The organism is Streptomyces sp. RLA012 (assembly GCF_056270325.1).
In genome coordinates this window covers 1-21,150 of record NZ_JBWDPA010000007.1, presented here as the reverse complement: position 1 = coordinate 21,150, position 21,150 = coordinate 1, and the positions used below count along the sequence as shown (strand labels likewise).

Annotated in this window: 5 protein-coding genes; all 5 read left to right on the top strand. The window is 74.1% G+C overall.

The annotated features are described in order from the left end of the window. Positions 1–8: 8 nt before the first annotated feature. A complete protein-coding gene (locus RV986_RS54050; protein WP_475925017.1) occupies positions 9–7,298 on the top strand; it encodes a type I polyketide synthase in 7,290 nt (2,429 codons plus the stop codon). After that, on the top strand, positions 7,207–15,072 hold the full coding sequence (locus tag RV986_RS54045) for an SDR family NAD(P)-dependent oxidoreductase (protein ID WP_475925050.1): 7,866 nt from the start codon (positions 7,207–7,209) through the stop codon (positions 15,070–15,072). Before RV986_RS54050 ends, RV986_RS54045 begins: the two co-directional genes overlap by 92 nt. Before the next feature lie 108 nt (positions 15,073–15,180). Continuing rightward, positions 15,181–16,248, top strand: coding sequence for a glucose-1-phosphate thymidylyltransferase (locus RV986_RS54040; RefSeq protein WP_475925016.1), 1,068 nt, complete (start codon positions 15,181–15,183; stop codon positions 16,246–16,248). Next, positions 16,245–16,991, top strand: coding sequence for a futalosine hydrolase (locus RV986_RS54035; protein WP_475925015.1), 747 nt, complete (start codon positions 16,245–16,247; stop codon positions 16,989–16,991). Before RV986_RS54040 ends, RV986_RS54035 begins: the two co-directional genes overlap by 4 nt. A 319-nt stretch (positions 16,992–17,310) precedes the next feature. Beyond that, the coding region (locus RV986_RS54030) for a type I polyketide synthase (protein ID WP_475925014.1) at positions 17,311–21,150 on the top strand (3,840 nt) is incomplete at its 3' end.

Sequence of the window (21,150 nt, the reverse complement as noted above, 5' to 3'; positions counted from 1 at the left end):
ACTTTGCCATGGACAACAACGAGGACAAGCTCCGCGACTACCTCAAGCGGGTCACCACGGACCTGCGGCAGACCCGCCGCAGGCTCGCCGAGTTCGAGACCCGCGAGCACGAGCCGGTCGCCATCGTGGCCACGGCCTGCCGCATGCCCGGCGGAGCCCGCACGCCCGAGGACCTCTGGAAGCTGGTGACCGAGGGCACCGACACCGTCGCGGCCATGCCCACGGACCGCGGCTGGGACCTCGACGCCCTCTACGACCCCGATCCCGACCGGACCGGCACCAGCTATGTCCGCGAAGGGGCCTTCCTCTACGAGGCCGCCGAGTTCGACGCCGCCTTCTTCGGCATCTCGCCGCGCGAGGCCCTCGCCATGGACCCCCAGCAGCGCCTCCTGCTGGAGACCACCTGGGAGGTCTTCGAACGGGCCGGCATCGACCCGAACACCCTGCGCGGCAGCAGCACCGGCGTCTTCATCGGCTCCAGCAACCAGGGCTACGCCGTCGACGGCACCAACGCGCCCGACGACGTCGAGGGCCACCTGCTGACCGGCGGCTCCGCCGCCGTCCTCTCCGGCCGCCTCTCCTACAGCTTCGGCCTCGAAGGCCCCGCGGTCAGCCTCGACACCATGTGCTCCTCGTCCCTGGTGGCCCTGCACCTCGCCGTGCAGGCCCTGCGCACCGGCGAGTGCTCCATGGCCATCACCGGCGGCGCCACCGTCATGGCCACCACCCGCAACTTCGTGGAGTTCAGCCGGCAGCGCGGACTCGCGGTCGACGGCCGCTGCAAGCCGTTCGCGGAGAGCGCGGACGGCACCGGCTGGGGCGAGGGAGTCGGTGTCCTGCTCCTGGAGCGGCTCTCGGACGCCCGGCGCAACGGTCACCAGGTGCTGGCGGTGGTCCGCGGCTCGGCGATCAACCAGGACGGTGCCTCCAACGGGCTCACCGCCCCCAACGGTCCCTCCCAGCAGCGCGTCATCCGGTCCGCGCTGGCCAACGCCGGCCTGTCGGCGGCGGATGTCGACGTCGTGGAGGCGCACGGCACCGGTACCAAGCTCGGCGACCCGATCGAGGCCCAGGCCCTGCAGGCGACCTACGGCCAGGACCGCTCCGCCGACCGTCCCCTGTGGCTGGGCTCGGTGAAGTCGAACATAGGCCACACCCAGGCCGCCTCCGGCGTCGCCGCCGTGATCAAAATGGTCGAGTCCCTGCGCCACGGCTTCCTCCCCAAGAGCCTGCACGTCGACGAGCCGACCTCCCACGTCGACTGGTCCGCCGGCCCCCTCAAACTCCTGACGCAAGCCATCGACTGGCCCGAGACCGGCAGGCCCCGCCGCGCCGGTGTCTCCTCCTTCGGCGGCAGCGGCACCAACGCCCACGTCGTCCTGGAACAGGCACCCCAGGACGAGGAACCACAGGAGGCCGCCGAGGACACCGAGGCCGCCGAGCCTGTCGTCCCGGCCGACCCCGGCACCCCCGCCGCCCTTCCCTGGCTGCTGTCCGCCCGCTCGGACACCGCCCTGAAGGCCCAGGCCGAACAGTTCGCCGCCCGCATCGGGACCGGCGACTTCAGCGCCCTCGACGTCGCCCACTCCCTGGCGACCGGACGCGCCGCCCTGGAGGAACGCGCCGTCGTCGTCGGCACCGACCGCGACGAACTGCTCACCGCCCTGCGGGCCACCGCACGCGGCGACCAGCCCGCCACCGTGGCCCGCGGCCTCGCCGAGAACCCCGGCGAGGACATCGACTCGGTGTTCGTGTTCCCGGGGCAGGGTGCGCAGTGGGTGGGCATGGCGGTGGAACTGCTGGACTCGTCACCGGTGTTCGCGGCGCGGTTCGGTGAGTGCGCGGCGGCTTTGGATGTGTTTGTGGAGTGGTCGTTGGTGGATGTGGTGCGGGGCGTGGAAGGCGCTCCGGGGTTCGACCGGGTGGATGTGGTGCAGCCGGTGCTGTGGGCGGTGATGGTGTCGCTTGCGGCGTTGTGGGAGTCGTACGGAGTACGGCCGGCCGCGGTGGTGGGTCACTCGCAGGGTGAGATCGCTGCTGCGGTGGTGTCGGGTGCGTTGAGTCTGGCGGACGGTGCGCGGGTGGTGGCGTTGCGCAGCCGGGCGATCATCGCGCTGGCCGGGCGTGGGGGCATGGTGTCGGTGGCCCTGCCCCGCATCGAGGCGGAGGAGTTGATCGCGGGCTGGGGCGGCCGGGTGTCGGTGGCTGCGGTCAACGGTCCGACCTCGGTGGTGGTCTCCGGTGATGCCGACGCCCTGGATGAGCTGGTGGAGTTCGCGGGTACGCGGGAGGTGCGGGTGCGCCGGGTCGAGGTGGACTATGCCTCGCACTCGGCGCATGTGGAGTCCATCCGCGACGAGCTCCTGGATGTCCTGGGCCCGGTCACGCCCCGGGTGCCGGAGGTGCCGTTCTTCTCCACCGTCACCGGCGAGTGGATCGAGGAGGCGGTCACGGATGCCGGGTACTGGTACACCAACCTGCGCCGGACGGTGGAACTGGAGTCCGCGGTACGGGAGTTGGTGACGGCCGGGCACGGTGCGTTCCTGGAGATGAGCCCGCACCCGGTACTGACCGTCCCCGTCGCCGAGACCGTCGAAGCAGCGGGCGCCGACGCCCTGGTGACCGGCACCCTGCGCCGTGACCAGGGTGGTCTGGCCCGGTTCTACACCTCGCTGGGCGAGGCCTGGGCACACGGCGTGGACGTGGACTGGAACCCGGCTTTCGCTCCGTACGGGCCGCACCGGGTCGAGTTGCCCACCTACGCCTTCCAGCGGCAGCGGTACTGGCTGGAGTTGCCGAAGATCTCGGCCGGGGTGGTGGATCCGGTGGGGGAGCGGTTCTGGAAGACCGTCGAGGACGGCGACCTGGAGGAGTTCGCCCGGACCCTCGGCCTGGACGACCCGTCCGTACTCGGCGAGGTCGTCCCGGCCCTGTCCTCCTGGCACCGCGGCCGGCAGGAACGCTCCACCCTCGACAGCTGGCGCTACCGCATCACCTGGCGGCCCGAGCCCGCCGCCACACCCGCCGCCACGACCCTCGACGGCACCTGGCTCATCGTCATCCCCGAGACCCACCAGGACGACACGCTCGTCCAGGCCGTGTCCCGCCTCCTCGTCGAGGCCGGAGCCGCGACCGTCCCCCTGGTGATGAGCGAGACGGACCTCGACCGGACCGCCGTGGCGGAGCAGCTGACCGACATCACCGCCGCCGACGCCTCCACACCCGTACGCGGCGTGGTGTCCCTCCTCTCCCTCGACGAACGTTTCGCACCCGGCCACGACGGACCCACCGTCGGCCTCACCCAGTCGCTCTCCCTCGTCCAGGGCCTCCTCGACGCCGGGACCGACACCCGGCTGTGGTTCCTGACCACCGAGTCGGCCACCACCGGCATCGGCGGCGACACCGTCAAGCACCCCCTCCAAGCCGCCGTCTGGGGCCTCGGACGGGTCCTCGCCCTCGAACAGCCCAAACTGTGGGGCGGCCTGATCGACCTGCCCGCCGCACTCGACCCGCGCACCGGAGCCGCACTCGTGGCCACCCTCGCCGCCGCCGGCGACGAGGACCAGATCGCGCTGCGCCCCTCCGGCACCTACATCCGCCGCCTGGTCCGCGCCCCGCTCTCCGGCCGCCCCGGAGCCCGCGCCTGGCGCACCAGCGGCAGCGCCCTGGTCACCGGCGGCACCGGAGGGCTCGGCGGCCACGCCGCGCGCCTCCTCGCCCGAAACGGCGCCGAACACCTGGTCCTCACCAGCCGCCACGGCCTCGACGCCACCGGCGCCGCCGAACTGCGCGACGAACTCACCGCCCTCGGCTGCCGCGTGACCATCGCCGCCTGCGACGTCGCCGACCGCGAGGCCCTGACCCGGCTCGTGGAACAGGTCGAGGCCGACGGCCCCGCCATCCGCACCGTCGTGCACACCGCCGGCGTCGGCATGCTGGCGCCGCTCGCCGACACGGACATGGACTTCTTCGCCGAGGGCCTGCGCGCCAAGCTCCTCGGAGCGGTGAACCTCGACGCCGTCTTCGACCACGACCGCCTCGACGCGTTCGTGCTCTACTCCTCGGTCGCGGGCACCTGGGGCAGCGGCGACCACGGCGCCTACTCCGCCTCCAACGCCTACGTCGACGCCCTCGCCGACCACCGCCGCGCCCGCGGCCTGACCGGTACCTCCCTCGCATGGGGCATCTGGAGCCCCGAGGGCGGCGGCATGGCGGTCAACATCGTCCGGGAACAGCTGCGCTGGCGCGGCATCCCCTTCATGGACCCGAAGCTGGCCGTCGACGGACTGCAGCAGGCACTCGACCACGACGACACGTTCCTCGCCGTCGCCGACATCGACTGGGAACGGTTCGTCCCGGTCTTCACCGCCGCCCACCCGCGACCGCTCCTGCACGAGGTGCCCGAGGTCACCGAGGTGATGAAGGCCGACGAGGCCGTCGTCGCGAGCGCGGGCAGCCGCGCCGACACCTTCCGCGCGGAGCTGGCCGCAATGTCTCCCGCCGAACGCGACCGGGCCCTGTCCGACCTGGTCCGCGGCGAGGTGGCCGCGGTCCTCGGCTTCGCGGACAGCGCGGAGATCGCCGTCACCCGCGCCTTCCGCGACATGGGCTTCGACTCCCTGACCGCGGTCGAACTGCGCAACCGCCTCAACTCCGCCACCGGCCTGGGCCTTCCGGCGACGATCGTCTTCGACCACCCCAACGTGCGCGACCTCGTCCGGCTCCTGCGCACCCGCCTCGTCCCCGAGGACACGGCCGCCGACTCCCCGCCCGCCGCCGTCCCCCCCGCGGCCGCCGCGCACGACGACGAGCCCATCGCCATCGTGTCCATGGGCTGCCGCTTCCCCGGCGGCGTCACCTCCCCCGACGACCTGTGGCGCCTCATCCAGGACGAGACCGACGCGGTGTCCCTGCTGCCCACCGACCGCGGCTGGGACGTCGACAACCTCTACGACCCCGATCCGGACCGGGCCGGTACGACCTACGCCCGCGAAGGCGGATTCCTGCACGACGCGGCCGACTTCGACGCCGCCTTCTTCGAGATCTCGCCGCGCGAGGCGATGGCCATGGACCCCCAGCAGCGCCTCCTGCTGGAGACCGCCTGGGAGGTCTTCGAACGGGCCGGCATCGCCCCGGACAGCCTCCACGGCACTCCCACCGGCGTCTTCGTCGGCGTCTCCCACCAGGGATACGGCTCCCGCGGCCAGGCCCCGGAAGGCTTTGAGGGCCACCTGATCACCGGAACCGTCACCAGCATCGCCTCCGGCCGCATCTCCTACACCCTCGGCCTGGAGGGCCCGGCCGTCACCATGGACACCGGCTGCTCCTCCGCCCTGGTCGCCCTGCACACGGCCGTCCAGTCGCTGCGCTCCGGCGAGTGCTCCCTCGCCCTCACCGGCGGCGCCGCCGTCATGGGCGAACCCATCGGCCTCGTCGGCTTCAGCCGGCAGCGCGGACTCGCGACGGACGGCCGCTGCAAGCCCTTCTCCGCCGACGCCGACGGCATGGGCATGGCCGAAGGCGTCGGCATGGTGCTCCTGGAACGGCTCTCGGACGCCCGCCGCAACGGCCACCCGGTACTGGCCGTGGTCCGCGGCTCGGCGATCAACCAGGACGGCGCCTCCAACGGCCTCACCGCCCCCAACGGACTCTCCCAGCAACGCGTCATCCGGTCCGCGCTGGCCAACGCCGGCCTGTCGACGGCGGATGTCGACGTCGTCGAGGCGCACGGCACCGGCACCAAACTCGGCGACCCCATCGAGGCCCAGGCCCTGCTGGCCACCTACGGCCAGGACCGGCCCGCCGACCGCCCCCTGTGGCTGGGCTCGGTGAAGTCGAACATCGGCCACACCCAGGCCGCCTCCGGCATGGCCGGCGTCATCAAGATGGTGCAGGCCATGCGGCACGGCACGATGCCCAAGTCCCTGCACGCCGACGCGGTGTCACCGTTCGTGGACTGGGAGACCGGCGCCGTCGAAGTCCTTTCCCAGGCACGGCCCTGGGAGGAGAACGGACACCCCCGCCGCGCCGGCATCTCCTCCTTCGGCGTCAGCGGCACCAACGCCCACATCGTCATCGAGCAGCCGGAAACCGGAGCCGCACCGCGGCCCGCCCCCACGGCGGACGGCCCGGCCGTCCCCTGGCTCGTCACGGCCCGCTCGGACAAGGCCCTCAAGGCCCAGGCCGACCGGCTCGTGTCCGCCCTCACAGACAGCGACCCCGGCGCCGTCGACGTCGCCCACTCCCTGGCGACCGGACGCGCCGCCCTGGAAGAACGCGCCGTCGTCGTCGGCACCGACCGCGACGAACTCCTGGCCGCCCTCACCTCCCTCGCCGACGGCGAGGCGACCCCCGCACTCGTCCGCGGCACCACCCACAACCCCGGCGAGGACATCGACTCGGTGTTCGTGTTCCCGGGGCAGGGTGCGCAGTGGGTGGGCATGGCGGTGGAACTGCTGGACTCGTCACCGGTGTTCGCGGCGCGGTTCGGCGAGTGCGCGGCAGCTTTGGACGCTTTCGTGGACTGGTCGTTGGTGGATGTGGTGCGGGGCGTGGAGGGTGCTCCGGGTTTTGAGCGGGTGGATGTGGTGCAGCCGGTGCTGTGGGCGGTGATGGTGTCGCTTGCGGCGCTGTGGGAGTCGTACGGAGTACGTCCGGCCGCGGTGGTGGGCCACTCGCAGGGTGAGATCGCCGCCGCGGTGGTGTCGGGTGCGCTGAGCCTGGCCGACGGTGCCCGGGTGGTGGCGTTGCGCAGCCGGGCGATCATCGCGCTGGCCGGACGCGGCGGCATGGTGTCGGTGGCCCTGCCCCGCACCGGGGCGGAGGAGCTGATCGCGGGCTGGGGCGGCCGGGTGTCGGTCGCCGCGGTCAACGGCCCGACCTCGGTGGTGGTCTCCGGCGATGCCGACGCCCTGGATGAACTGGTGGAGCTCGCGGAGGTGCGGGAGGTGCGGGTGCGCCGGGTCGAGGTCGACTATGCCTCGCACTCGGCGCATGTGGAGTCCATCCGCGACGAACTCCTGGACGTCCTGGGCCCGGTCACACCCCGGACACCCGAAGTGCCGTTCTTCTCCACCGTCACCGGCAGCTGGGTCGAGGAAGCGGTCACCGATGCCGGGTACTGGTACACCAACCTGCGCCGGACGGGTGGAACTGGAGTCCGCGGTACGGGAGTTGGTGACGGCCGGGCACGGCGCGTTCCTGGAGATGAGCCCGCACCCCGTACTGACCGTCCCCGTCGCCGAGACCGTCGAAGCAGCGGGCGCCGACGCCCTGGTGACCGGCACCCTGCGCCGTGACCAGGGTGGTCTGGCCCGGTTCTACACCTCACTGGGCGAGGCCTGGGTGCGCGGCGTGGACGTGGACTGGAACCCGGTGTTCGAGGGACTCACCCCGCACCGGGTCGAACTGCCCACCTACGCCTTCCAGCGGCAGCACTTCTGGCTGGAGTCGTCCGAACAGAACGCCTCCCTTGCCGACCCCGTCGTGTTCGGCGGCATCGACCTGGCCGACGACGGCTTCTGGGCATCGGTCGAGGACGGCGACGTCGAAACCCTCGCCCAGACCCTCGGCATCGACGACGTACAGTCCCTGGGCGAAGTCGTCCCGGCGCTGTCCTCCTGGCGCCGGGGCCGGCAGGAACGCTCCACCCTCGACAGCTGGCGCTACCGCATCACCTGGCGGCCCAAGCCCGAACGGGGCGCGTCCCCCACGACCCTCGACGGCACCTGGCTCCTCGTCGTCCCCGAGGGACACCAGGACGGCGCACTCGTGCACGGCGTGACCTCGGCGATCGGGGAACGGGCCGCCGGCCTGCGCACCCTCGTCATCGGCGGCCGCGAGGCCGAACGCGAGCGGCTCGCCGACCTCCTGCGGGAAGAGGCCGCCCACGGACCCGTGCACGGCGTCCTGTCCCTGCTGGCCCTCGACGAACGCCCCTGGGCCGACGAAGGCGCCCTGCCCACCGGCCTGGTCCTGATGACCACCCTGCTCCAGGCGCTCGGCGACGCCTCCCTCGACGCACCCCTGTGGTGCGCCACCCGCGGCGCGGTCTCCGTACACCGCAACGACGTACTGGACCACCCGCTGCAGGCCATGAGCTGGGGCCTGGGCCGGATCGCCTCGCTGGAGTACCCGCAGCGCTGGGGCGGCCTGATCGACCTGCCCGAGACCGTGGACGAACGGGCCGGCCGCCGCCTCGCCGCCGCCCTGGCCGGACACCTCGACGAGGACCACATCGCCCTGCGCCCCTCGGGCCTGTTCGCCCGCAGGCTCGTCCGGGCCGGCGACGGCCCGCGCCCGGACGGACCGGCCTGGACACCCAGCGGCACCGTCCTGGTCACCGGAGCCACCGGCGGCCTCGGCCGGCACATCTCCCGCTGGCTGGCCCGCAGCGGCGCCGAGCACCTGGTACTGGTCAGCCGCCGCGGCCCCGAAGCCCCCGGCGCCGCCGGACTCGTCGCCGAACTCGCCGAACTGGGCACCCCCGCCACGGTCGTCGCCTGCGACGTCGCCGACCGCGAGGCCGTGCGCCGCCTGGTCGACGACCTGCCCGGCGGCGGCACCCTGACCGCCGTCGTGCACACCGCCGGCATCATCGACGACGGTGTCATCGACGCACTCACCCCGCAGCGCGCCCACGGCGTCCTGCGGCCCAAGGCGGACGCCGCGCTGGCCCTGCACGAGGCGACCCGCCACCTCGACCTCTCCGCGTTCGTCCTGTTCTCCTCCATGGCCGGCACACTCGGCGGACCCGGCCAGGGCAGCTACGCCGCCGCCAACGCCTTCCTCGACGCCTTCGCCGCCCAGCGGCGCGCCGACGGCCTGCCGACGACCTCCGTGGCCTGGGGCACCTGGGCCGGGGGCGGCATGGTCAGCGAGGAGGTCGCCCAGCGGCTGCGCCGCGACGGCGTACCGCCCATGGACCCCGAACTGGCGGTGTCCGCCCTCCAGAAGGCCCTCGACCAGGACGAGGAGTTCCTCGTCGTCGCCGACGTCGACTGGAAACTGATCACCGCCCGCGCCTTCGCCGCGCTGCGCGAGTTCCCCGAGGCCCGCAGGGCCGCCGCCGCGGGCGAGAGCACCGACAAGGACACCGCGACGCAGGACGGGCCGCCGCTGGTGGCACGGCTGCGCGGGCTGGCCCCGGACGAGCGCCGCGCGGCCCTGCGCCTGGAGGTCCGCCGGCAGGCCGCGGCCGTCCTCGGCCACACCGACATCGACGCCGTGCCCGAGGACCGGGCCATCCACGGCCTCGACTCGCTGACCGCCGTCGAACTGCGCAACCGCTTCGCCGAGGCGACCGGGCTGCGCCTGCCGGTCACCCTGGCCTTCGACCACCCCTCGGCCGCGGCGCTCGCCGCCCACCTCGACAGCGAACTGTTCGGCGACGACAGCGCCGTCGCGGCGGAGGGCCTGCCCGCCCTCCCGCACACCGCCGTCGACGACGACCCCGTCGTCATCGTCGGCATGGGCTGCCGCTTCCCCGGCGGCGTCACCTCGCCCGAGGAACTGTGGCGCCTGGTCGCCGACGGCACGGACGCCATCACACCCTTCCCCGACAACCGCGGCTGGGACGTGGAGAGCCTCTACGACCCCGACCCCGACAAGCCCGGCCACTCCTACGCCCGCCACGGCGGATTCCTCTACGACGCCGACCGGTTCGACCCCGCCTTCTTCGGGATCTCACCCCGTGAGGCCGTCGCCGTCGACCCGCAGCACCGGCTGCTGCTGGAGACGTCGTGGGAGGCCTTCGAGCGGGCCGGGATCGACCCCGCACTCGTCCGCGGCACCCAGGCCGGCGTCTTCATCGGCTCCAACTACAACGACTACGGCAGCCGGGCCCGCCGCGCCCCCGACGGCCTGGAGGGCTATCTGGCCACCGGCAGCGCGAGCAGCGTCGCCTCCGGCCGTATCGCCTACACCTTCGGCCTGGAAGGCCCCGCGGTCACCGTGGACACGGCCTGCTCCTCCTCCCTGGTCGCCCTGCACCTGGCCGTCCAGGCACTGCGCTCGGGAGAGTGCGAGCTCGCCCTCGCGGGCGGCGTCACCGTGATCTCCACACCGAACACCTTCATCGAGTTCAGCCGGCAGCGCGCCCTGTCGCCCGACGGCCGCTGCAAGGCGTTCTCCGCCGACGCGGACGGCGCGGGCTGGGCCGAGGGCGTCGGTCTGCTGCTCCTGGAGCGCCTGTCCGACGCCCGCCGCAACGGCCACACCGTCCTGGCGACGGTCGCCGGTACGGCCGTCAACCAGGACGGCGCCTCCAACGGGCTCACCGCCCCCAACGGGCCCTCCCAGCAGCGCGTCATCCGCCAGGCCCTCGCCGGCGCCGGACTCTCCCCGGCCGACGTGGACGTCGTCGAGGCGCACGGCACCGGCACCAAGCTCGGCGACCCGATCGAGGCGCAGGCGATCCTCGCGGTCTACGGGCAGGACCGGCCCGCCGAGCGGCCGCTGTGGCTGGGCGCGCTGAAGTCCAACATCGGCCACACCCAGGCCGCTTCGGGCGTCGCCGGCATCATCAAAATGGTGATGGCGATGCGCAACGGCGTCCTGCCGCGCACCCTGCACGCCGAGAACCCCTCGCCGCACATCGACTGGTCCTCGGGCGCGGTACGCCTGCTCGACCAGGAACGCGAGTGGGCCCCGGGCCAGGGCCCGCGCCGCGCCGGTGTCTCCTCCTTCGGCGTCAGCGGGACCAACGCCCACGTCATCCTCCAGGAACCCGAACCCCAGCCCGCATCCCAGCCGGAGCCGCAGTCCAAGCCCCAGCTTGAGTCCAAGCCCCAGCCCCAGCTTGAGACCGAGCCCGGGTCCGGGTCCGGTACCGCGGCCGCACCGGCCACCGGCACCGCCGCCCCCGTCGTCCCGTGGCTGCTGTCGGCCCGCGGCACCGCCGCCCTGCGCGAGCAGGCGGCACGCCTGCTCGACCACCTCGCCTCGCCGCACGGCGCGAGCCCGGCCGACATCGCCCTGTCCCTGGCCACCGCACGGGCCGCCTTCGAGGACCGCGCCGCGGTCGTCGCCGGCGACCTCGGCTCCTTCACCGAGGCCCTGACCGCACTCGCCGAGGGCCGCCAGCACCCGCGCCTGGCGGTGGACCGGGCACGCTCCGGCAAGGTGGCGTTCCTCTTCTCCGGACAGGGCGCGCAGCAGCCCGAGACCGGCCGCAGGCTCTACGCCGCGCACGACGCCTTCGCCGACGCCCTGGACGCGGTCTGCGCCCACATGGACACCCACCTCGAACGCCCCCTGCGCGACATCCTGTTCGCCCCGGCCGGGACGCCCGAGGCCGCACTCCTGGACCAGACCGCCTACACCCAGGCAGGCCTGTTCGCCGTCGAGGTCGCCCTGTTCCGGCTCGTGGAGAGCGCGGGCCTGAAGCCCGACGCCGTCCTTGGCCACTCCGTCGGCGAGATCGCCGCCGCGCACGTCGCCGGGGTGCTCTCCCTTCAGGACGCCTGCCTGCTGGTCGCCACCCGCGGCCGGCTCATGCAGGCCCTCCCGGAGGGCGGCGCCATGATCTCCGTACAGGCGTCCGAGGAAGAGGTGCGGGAACTGCTCGCCGGCCACGAGGGCAGGGCCGCGATCGCCGCCCTCAACGGCCCCCTGGCGACCGTCGTCTCCGGCGACGAGGACGCGGTGACCGCCGTCGCCGACGCGCTGGCCGCCCAGGGCCGCAAGACCCGGCGCCTGAACGTCAGCCACGCCTTCCACTCACCCCGCATGGACCCCATGCTCGACGAGTTCGCCGCACTCACCGCACACCTCGACCACCGCACACCGACCCTGCCCGTCGTCTCCGCCGTCACCGGCCGCCCCTCCGGCGAGCCCGGGACCGGTGAGCCCGGGTCCGGCGAGTACGGGATCGGTGAGCCCGCCTACTGGGTGCGCCAGGTCCGCGAAGCCGTCCGCTTCCACGACGGCGTACGCACCCTGGAGGAACAGGGCATCACCACCTACGTCGAGATCGGCCCCGGCGCCGTACTGACCGCCATGGCCGGCGACTGCGTCACCGGCGAGGCCACCCTCGTCCCGCTGCTGCGCCGCGACACCGACGAGATCGAGTCCCTCACCACCGCACTCGCCCGGCTGCACACCCGCGGCCACATGCCCGACTGGGCCCAACTGCTCGCCCCGCTGGGAGCACGCCGCACCGACCTGCCGACCTACCCCTTCCAGCGGGCCCGGTACTGGCTGGAGGCCACCACCGGCATCCGCGACGTCGCCCGCGCCGGACTGGAGCCCGCCGGGCACCCGCTGCTCGACGTCGCCGTACCGCTGGCCGGTTCGGACGGGGTGCTGCTCACCGGCACCGTGTCCGCGGAACGCCAGCCCTGGCTGCGCGACCACGCGCTCGGCGACGTGGTCCTCTTCCCGGGCACCGCGTTCCTCGAACTCGCCCTCCAGGCCTGCGAACGGGCCGGCGCCGCGCAGGTCGCCGACCTCACCCTGGAAGCCCCGCTCGTCCTGCCGGCCGCCGGAACCGTCCAGCTCCAGGTCACCGTCGCCCCCTCCGACGGCTCCGCGACCCGCGCCCTGACCGTGCACTCGCGGCCCCAGGGCACGGACGGCGAGACGGCCCGGCCCTGGGTCCGGCACGCCGAGGGCACGCTCAGCGACGAGAAGGCCGAGCACCCCGGACCGTTCGACGCGGCCCTCTGGCCGCCCGCCGGCGCCGAACCCCTCGACGTGTCCGAGCTGTACACCCGCATCGCCGACAACGGCTTCGCCTACGGCCCCGCCTTCCGCGGCCTGCGCGCCGCCTGGCGCCTGGGCGAGGAGGTGTACGCGGAGATCGCCCCGCAGGACGGCGCACAGCCCGAACGCACCGAGGACTTCACCGTCCACCCCGCGCTCCTGGACGCCGCCCTGCACACCGTGGCACTCGTCGCCGACGCCGACGGACCCACACTCCTGCCGTTCACCTTCACCGGCGTGTCGGTGACCGCGGCCGGGCCCGCCGCCCTGCGGGTGCGCCTCGCCCCGCAGGGAAACCAGCACTACGCCGTCCAGGTCGCCGACGCCACCGGCACCCCCGTCGCCGACATCGCCGGACTTGCCCTGCGCCCCGTCGACAGCAGCCGGCTGGCACCCGCCGCCGGCGCGGGCGACCTCTACCGCGTGCGGTGGGCGCCCGCCCAGACACGGTCCGGCACCACCCCGGCAGTGGCCCTGGTCGGCGCCGACGACACCCTGGCGGCCCGGGCCGGCGCCGACGCCGGCCGGGTGAGCCGCCACGACAGCCTCGACGCCCTGCGCGCCGTCGTCGCCGTCGGCATGCCGATGCCGCCGACGGTGGTGGTCGCCCTGCCCGCGACCGCCGGCGCCGCCGACCGCGCCGAAGCCGTCCGGCACACCACCCACCGGGCCCTCGAACTGGCCGTCGCCTGGCTGCGGGAGGAGACGTTCGCCCCGGCCCGGCTGGTGTTCGCCACCCGCCACGCCGTGGCCACCGGCCCGGCCGACGCCGCGGCCACCGACCCGGCGCAGGCCGCCGTATGGGGCCTGATCCGCGCGGCCGGGGCCGAGAACCCGGGCCGCTTCGGCCTCCTCGACCACGACGGCCTCGCCGCCTCCCTCGACCTGCTGCCCGCGGTGCTGGCCGGCGGCGAACCGGAGACCGCCCTGCGCGGCGCCGCCGCCCTCGCCCCGCGCCTGACCCGCGCCCAGGACGTGTCCGCCGGGGACTTCACCGGCCTCGCCGGCCCCGGCACGGTCCTGGTCACCGGGGCGTCCGGAGTGCTCGCCCGGCAGGTGGCCCGCCACCTCGTCACCGCGCACGAGGTCCGCTCCCTGCTCCTGGTCAGCCGCCGCGGAGCCGACGCCGAGGGCATGGACGCACTCACCGAGGAACTGCGCGGCCACGGCGCCGAGGTGACGGTCGCCGCCTGCGACGTCGCCGACCGCGACGCCCTCGCCGCGCTCCTCGCCGCCGTCCCCGCCGACCGCCCGCTGAGCGCCGTCGTGCACACCGCCGGTGTCCTCGACGACGGCATCGTCGAGGCGCTCACCCCCGACCGGCTGGACACCGTGCTGCGGGCCAAGGCCGACTCCGCACTGCACCTCGACGAACTCACCCGCGACAGCGGCCTCGCCGCGTTCGTCCTGTTCTCCTCGCTCGCCGGCACCTTCGGCGGCGTCGGACAGGGCAACTACTCGGCGGCCAACGCCTTCCTCGACGCCCTCGCCGCCCGCCGCAGCGCCGAGGGACACCCGGCACAGTCCCTCGCCTGGGGCCTGTGGGCCGAACGCAGCGGCATGACCGGAAAACTCGGCACGGCCGATCTGCGCCGGGTCGAACGCGGCGGCGTCCAGCCCATGGACAGCGCCGACGCCCTCGCCCTGCTCGACGCCGCACTCGCCGCGCCGGACGCCTTCCTCGCCCCGGCCGCCCTCAACCCGGCCGCCCTGCGCGCCCCCGACGGAGAAGCGCCGCACCTGCTGCGCGACCTCCTCACCACCCGCACCCCGCGGGTGGCCCGCGCCGGCCACCCGGCCGCCGCCGGCACGGCACCGGAATCCGGCGACAGCCTGCGCGACCGCCTCGCGGCCCTGCCGGAACACGAGCGCGCCGGCGCCGTCCTGGACACGGTGCTCGCCCAGGCGGCCCTCGTCCTGGGCTACGACACGGCCGACACCATCGACCCCGAACAGGGCTTCCTGCAGCTCGGATACGACTCGCTGACCGCCGTCGAACTGCGCAACCGGCTCGGCTCCCTCACCGGTGTCCGCCTCCCGGCCACCCTGCTGTTCGACTACCCGACCCCCACCGGACTCGCCGACCACCTGCTGGCCAAGATGGCCCCCGCACCCGACACCGCACCCGGCACGCACCCCGCCGCCGGCGGAACCGTTCTGGCCCGGCTCGACCAGATGGAAGGAGAGTTCCAGCAGCTGCCGGCCGACGCCGCACTGCACGACGGACTCCGCGGCCGGCTCCAGCGGCTGCTCGAACAGCTCGACGCCGCCGCACCCTCCGTACGGGAGGCGGCCGGCGCCGGCCACCCGGACGAAGTGTCGGACGACGAACTGCGCCGCTTCCTGGAGAGCGAACTCGGCGGCGCCTGACCGGCGGGCGGCCGGCGCCACGGACGCCGGCCGCCCGCCCACCCACACGGCCCAGTGGACGCCCCGGCGGCCACTCGGCCGGCCAACCCTCGTCACCTGGATGGAACTGTGAAGGCTCTCGTGCTCGCGGGGGGATCCGGTACGCGACTGCGGCCGATCACCCACACGTCCAGCAAGCAACTGGTCCCTGTCGCCAACAAACCGATCCTCTTCTACGGCCTCGAAGCCATCGCCGCGGCCGGCATCACGGACGTCGGCATCATCGTCGGAGACACCGCCGAGGAGATCAGGGCCGCCGTCGGCGACGGCTCCGCCTTCGGCCTGCACGTCACCTACATCCCGCAGAGCGAACCCCTCGGGCTCGCCCACGCCGTCCTCATCGCCCGGCCCTTCCTCGGCGACGACGACTTCGTCATGTACCTCGGCGACAACTTCGTCCTGGACGGGATCACCGACGTCGTCGACGAGTTCCGCAAGGACCGCTGCGACGCGCAGATCCTGCTCACCCGCGTCCCCGACCCCACCGCCTTCGGCGTCGCCGTCATCGACGACCACGGCAACGTCCTCGACCTGGAGGAGAAGCCCCAGCACCCCCGCAGCGACCTCGCCGTCGCCGGCGTCTACCTCTTCACCCCCCGCGTCCACGACGCCGTCCGCGCCATCAAGCCCTCCGCGCGCGGCGAACTGGAGATCACCGACGCCCTGCGGTGGCTGGTCGAGCAGCAGCTCACCGTCCGCTCCACCGTGATCACCGGCTACTGGAAGGACACCGGCAACGTCACCGACATGCTGGAGGTCAACCGCACGCTCCTGGAACGCCTGGAGACCTGCATCGACGGCTACGTCGACGAGGCCAGCGAAATCATCGGACGCGTCCGCATCGAGGCCGGCACCGAGGTCCGCCGCTCGCGCATCGTCGGTCCCGCCGTCATCGGCGCCGGCAGCGTCATCACCGACTCCTACATCGGCCCCTCCACCTCCGTCGCCGAGAACTGCCGCATCACCGGCAGCGAGATCGAGTTCTCCATCGTGCTGCGGGACTCCTCCTTCGACCGCATCCGCCGCGTCGAGGCCTCCCTCATCGGACGCAACGTCCAGGTGACCCTCGCCCCGCGCCTGCCCGCCACCCACCGGTTCGTCATCGGCGACCACGGCCGCGTACAGATCTCCTCATGACCCCCGTCCGGCTGCTCGTGGTGACCGCCGTCACCGCGGAACGCGAGGCCGCCGCCCGCGGACTGGACCCCGCCGCGGCCACCACCGAACACACCCTGCCCGGCCATGTCCTCAAACGCACCGGCGACGGCTTCGCCCCCGGGCCGCTGCGCGCCGACCTGCTCGCCGCGGGCGTCGGACCGGCCGCCGCCGCGGCCGCCACCGGCGCGGCCCTGACCGCCGCGGCCCTGCACGGCGATCCCTACCACCTCGTCGTCGCCGCCGGCATCGGCGGCGGCTTCGGACCGCACGCACCCGTCGGCGCCGTCGTCGTCGCCGACCGCATCGTCGCCGCCGACCTCGGCGCCGACTCCCCGGAGGGCTTCCTTCCCGTCGACACCCTCGGCTTCGGCCGAAGCGTCCACCCCTGCCCGCCCCACCTCGCCACGGCCGTGGCCCGCGCCCTGGGCGCCGCCCACGCGCCCGTGCTGACCGTCTCCACCGCGACCGGTACCGCCGAGCGCGCCCACGCCCTGGCCCAGGCACACCCCGGCGCCGGGGCCGAGGCCATGGAGGGCTTCGGCGTCGCCGAGGCCGCCGCCGCCCACGACACCCCCGTACTGGAGATCCGCACCGTCTCCAACACCGTCGGCCCCCGGGACCGCTCGGCCTGGCGCATCGGCGAGGCGCTCACCGCCCTGCAGGAGGCCTTCGCCGCCCTGCGCACCGTCCTGGAGAAGGGCGCCCCACCGCCGTACAACTGAGCCCCCGCCGCCCCCCGCACCGACCCCCGTCACCACCCCCGAAGGCCGCCCTGTGGGCGGCCTTTTGGCCTTCACCGCCCCACCCGCCCGGCGCCCGCGGCGACGGCCCGCGACCACGTCCCGGGCCTGCGGTGATGATTTCCAAGGGTTTCCCCAGACAACCCGGCCAGGGCCGGAAAACGGCCCGGCCGCGCGACATGCTGTCCAAGCCGCACGAGGTGAAACAGCACAGGGCCAGGTGCCCGCCGGCTCTCCCGGCCACCGGCACGGGCCCCCTCGCGGTGCGACCGTTCCGTCACCACAACAGCATGGGGCGTCCATGACGAATGAAGCGCGGCTTCGGGACTACCTCAAGCGGCTCACCGTCGACCTGCACGAAACCCGGCGCAGGCTGCGCCAGTTGGAGTCCAGGGACAACGAGCCCATCGCCGTCGTCGGCATGAGCTGCCGCCTGCCCGGAGGTGTCCGCTCGCCCGAGGACTTCTGGGACCTGCTCCTGTCCGGAGCCGACGCGGTGACGGACTGGCCCGCCGACCGCGGCTGGGACCTCGCCGCCGACACGGCCACCGGCGGCGACCGCCGCCAGGGCGGCTTCGTCTTCGACGCCGACCGCTTCGACCCCGCCTTCTTCGGCATCTCGCCCCGCGAGGCCCTCGCCATGGACCCCCAGCAGCGCCTGCTGCTGGAAGCGACCTGGGAGGCCTTCGAACGCGCGGGCATCGACCCCGCCACCCTGCGCGGCAGCCGCTCCGGCGTCTTCGTCGGATGCAGCGACCAGGGCTACAGCAGCGGACTGCGCGAAGTCCCCGACGACGTCCGCGGCCACCTGCTGACCGGCAACTCCATGTCCGTCGTCTCCGGCCGCGTCGCCTACGCGCTGGGGCTCGAAGGCCCCGCCGTCACCGTCGACACCGCCTGCTCCTCCTCCCTCGTCGCCCTCCACCTGGCCGCACAGTCGCTGCGCTCCGGCGAGTGCGAGCTCGCCGTCGTCGGCGGCGTCACCGTCATGTCGAGCCCCGGCGCCTTCATCGAGTTCGGCCACCAGGGCGGCCTGGCCTCCGACGGCCGCTGCAAGGCCTTCTCCGAGGACGCGGACGGCACCGGCTGGTCCGAGGGCGTCGGCATGATCGTCGTCGAGCGCCTCTCCGACGCCCGCCGCAACGGCCACCAGGTCCTCGCCGTCGTCCGCGGCAGCGCGGTCAACCAGGACGGCGCCTCCAACGGCCTCACCGCCCCCAACGGCCCCTCCCAGCAACGCGTCATCCTCGCCGCCCTCGCCAACGCCGGCGTCCCCGCCACCGAGGTCGACGCCGTCGAGGCCCACGGCACCGGCACCGCGCTCGGCGACCCCATCGAGGCCCAGGCCCTGCTGGCCACCTACGGCCAGGGCCGCGACGCCGACCGCCCCCTGTGGCTCGGCTCCGCCAAGTCCAACATCGGCCACACCCAGGCCGCCGCCGGCGTCGTCGGCGTCATCAAGACCGTCCTGGCACTGCGGCACGGCGTCCTGCCGCCCACCCTGCACGTCGAACGGCCGTCCTCCCACGTCGACTGGACCGCCGGCAACGTCCAGCTGCTGGCCGAGTCCGTCGACTGGCCGCAGACCGACCGCCCCCGCCGCGCCGCCGTCTCCGCCTTCGGCGTCTCCGGCACCAACGCCCACGCCGTCATCGAGCAGGCCCCCGCCACCGAGGCCGCCGACGGCGAGCAGAACCCCGACGGCGAGCAGAGCCCCGCCACCGAACCGGCCGCCGAGACCCCCGCCCCCGCCCGCGCCGAACTGCCCCTGCTGCCCTGGGTGCTCTCGGGCCGCGACGAGGACGCCCTGCGCGAACAGGCCGCACGCCTCGCCACCCACCTCACCGACCACCCCGACACGGACCTCTACGACCTCGCCTTCTCCCTCGCCACCACCCGCACCGCGCTCCCGCAGCGCGCCGCACTCCTCGGCACCGACCGCACGGACCTGCTGACCGGCCTCGCCGCACTCGCCGAGGGCAGGGCCACCGACCGCGTCCTCACCGGCCCGGCGAAGGGCGAGGGCAAACTCGCCTTCCTCTTCTCCGGCCAGGGCGCCCAGCGCCTCGGCATGGGCCGTGAACTGTACGAGTCCTTCCCCGCGTTCGCCGAGGCCTTCGACGCCGTCTGCGCACACCTGGACGGCGATCTGACGGGTGTGGTTTCCGGTACGGATGCGGAGGCGCTGAACCGGACGGAGTGGGCGCAGCCCGCCCTGTTCGCCATCGAGGTGGCCCTGTTCCGCCTCGTCGAGTCGTGGGGGGTACGCCCCGACTTCCTGGTCGGGCACTCCATCGGCGAACTGGCCGCCGCCCATGTGGCCGGGGTGCTGTCGCTCGAAGACGCGTGCCGTCTGGTGTCGGCACGCGGGCGCCTGATGCAGCAACTGCCCTCCGGCGGTGCGATGTTCGCCGTCGAGGCCTCCGAGGACGAGGTCACGCCGCTGCTGGAGGGCCACGAGTCCGAGGTGTCCATCGCGGCGGTCAACGGACCCCGCTCAGTGGTGATCTCGGGTGCCGAGGCCGTGGCCGAAGCGGTCGCGGAGGAACTGTCCGCGTCCGGCCGCCGCACCTCACGCCTGCGCGTCAGCCACGCCTTCCACTCCCCGCTGATGGAACCGATGCTCGACGATTTCCGCACGGTCGCCGAGAGCGTCACCTACGGCGAGCCGCGTATCGCGGTCGTCTCGAACGTGACCGGACAGGCGGCCGCCGCGGGGGAGTTGGAGTCCCCGGAGTACTGGGTGCGCCACGTCCGGCAGGCCGTACGGTTCGCCGACGGCATCGACTGGCTGGCCGGGCACGGAGTCACACGGTTCGTGGAGATCGGCCCGGACGGCACCCTCACCGCGCTGGCCCAGTCCGCCGTCCCGGGCGGCGACGAGACGCTCTTCGTCCCCGCCCTGCGCAAGGACCGCGACGAGGCCGAAGCCCTGACCTCCGCCGTCGGCCGCCTCCACATACACGGCCGGACACCCGAGTGGCCGGCCCTCCTCCCCGGCGCCCGGCCCCTCGACCTGCCCACCTACGCCTTCCGGCGCGACCGCTACTGGCTCGAACGCTCCTACCGGGCCGACGGCTCCGCACCGGCCGCCGCCGAAGGCGGCCACCACTACCAGGTCACCTGGCGCCCCGTGGCCGGCCTGCCCGGCGAGGCACGACTGACCGGCCGCTGGCTGCTCGTCACCCCGGCCGCCCTCGACGACGACGGCTGGAACGGCGCCCTGACCGAGGCCCTGACCGCACGCGGCGCCGACCTCGTCACCGTGCCCCACACCAGCGGCGCCGACCGCGCGACACTGGCCGGCCTGCTGGCCTCCGCCGCCGAAGACGCCCCCGTCAACGGCGTGGTGTCGACCCTGGCCCTGGCCCCGGGACAGCGCGCGGCAACCCCCGAAGGCGCCCTGGCCACCGCCCTCCTCGTCCAGGCCCTCGGCGACACCGGCATCACCGCACCCCTGTGGACCCTCACCCGGCAAGCGGTCACCGCGGGCCGCACCGACCCGCCGCCGCACCTCGACCAGGCCGCCGTCTGGGGCCTGGGCCGGGTGGCGGCACTCGAACACCCCGACCGCTGGGGCGGTCTCATCGACCTCCCGGAAGAACTCGACCGCCGCGCCGCCTCCCGGCTGGCCGCCCTGCTGTCCGCCACCGACACCGACGAGGACCAGGTCGCCGTCCGCACCGGCGGCATCCTCGCCCGCCGCCTGGTTCCCCTCACCCAGGAACCCGACGCCCCCTGGACGCCCAGCGGCACGGTCCTCATCACCGGCGGCACCGGCGCGCTCGGCGCCCACGTCGCCCGCTGGGCCGCCGAACGCGGCGCCGGCCACCTCGTCCTCACCAGCAGGCGCGGAGCACAGGCACCCGGCGCCGCCGAACTGCAGGCCGACCTCTCGGCCCTGGGCGCCCGAGTCTCCCTGGTCGCCTGCGACATGACGGACCGTACGGCCGTGACCCAGCTGCTGGAGAACCACCCGGTGGACGCCGTCGTCCACACCGCCGGTGTCCTCGGCGACGGCGTCCTCGACAGCCTCACCCCCGAACAGTTCGACACGGTCGTCCGCTCCAAGGTCGACGCCGCCCGCCACCTGGACGAGCTGACCCGGGACCGCGACCTGACGGCGTTCGTCCTCTTCTCC

Excerpts from the sequence above, each read along its gene's own strand:
- RV986_RS54050 (WP_475925017.1), top strand. The coding sequence starts at position 9 with ATGGACAACAACGAGGACAAGCTCCGCGACTACCTCAAGCGGGTCACC.
- RV986_RS54045 (WP_475925050.1), top strand. The coding sequence starts at position 7,207 with ATGAGCCCGCACCCCGTACTGACCGTCCCCGTCGCCGAGACCGTCGAA.
- RV986_RS54035 (WP_475925015.1), top strand. The coding sequence starts at position 16,245 with ATGACCCCCGTCCGGCTGCTCGTGGTGACCGCCGTCACCGCGGAACGC.